Below are 267 nucleotides of genomic sequence, written 5' to 3'. Positions count from 1 at the left end.
CGGGCAGCACCAGGACCAGCACGTCGTCGCCGGAACGGACGGCGTCGGCGGCGATCGGCGCGGCCGAGCGACGGTCCAGCAGCACGATCACCTCCGGCGACGCGGCCACCGGCTCCCCGTCGGCCAGCACGAGCAGGTACTCGTTCTCCGCCTCGATCCGCAGGACGCCGGCGCCGGGCGCGTCGACGGTGACCGCGGCCCGCCCGAACCGGCCGACGGGGGAGCGGCGCACGTCCACCACCCGGCCGCCGCCGACCGGGTGACCGC

Annotated in this window: 1 pseudogene; it reads right to left on the bottom strand. The window is 78.3% G+C overall.

The annotated features are described in order from the left end of the window. Nucleotides 1–232, bottom strand: a pseudogene (locus GTW08_RS03935) (hypothetical protein); the annotation flags it as partial. Nucleotides 233–267 lie beyond the last annotated feature (35 nt).

The sequence above is a fragment of the Pseudonocardia sp. SID8383 genome, assembly GCF_009864975.1.
Classification (GTDB): Bacteria; Actinomycetota; Actinomycetes; order Mycobacteriales; family Pseudonocardiaceae; genus Pseudonocardia; species Pseudonocardia alni.
The sequence above is the reverse complement of the archived record's forward strand: the minus strand, read 5'-3'. Positions and strand labels throughout refer to the sequence as shown.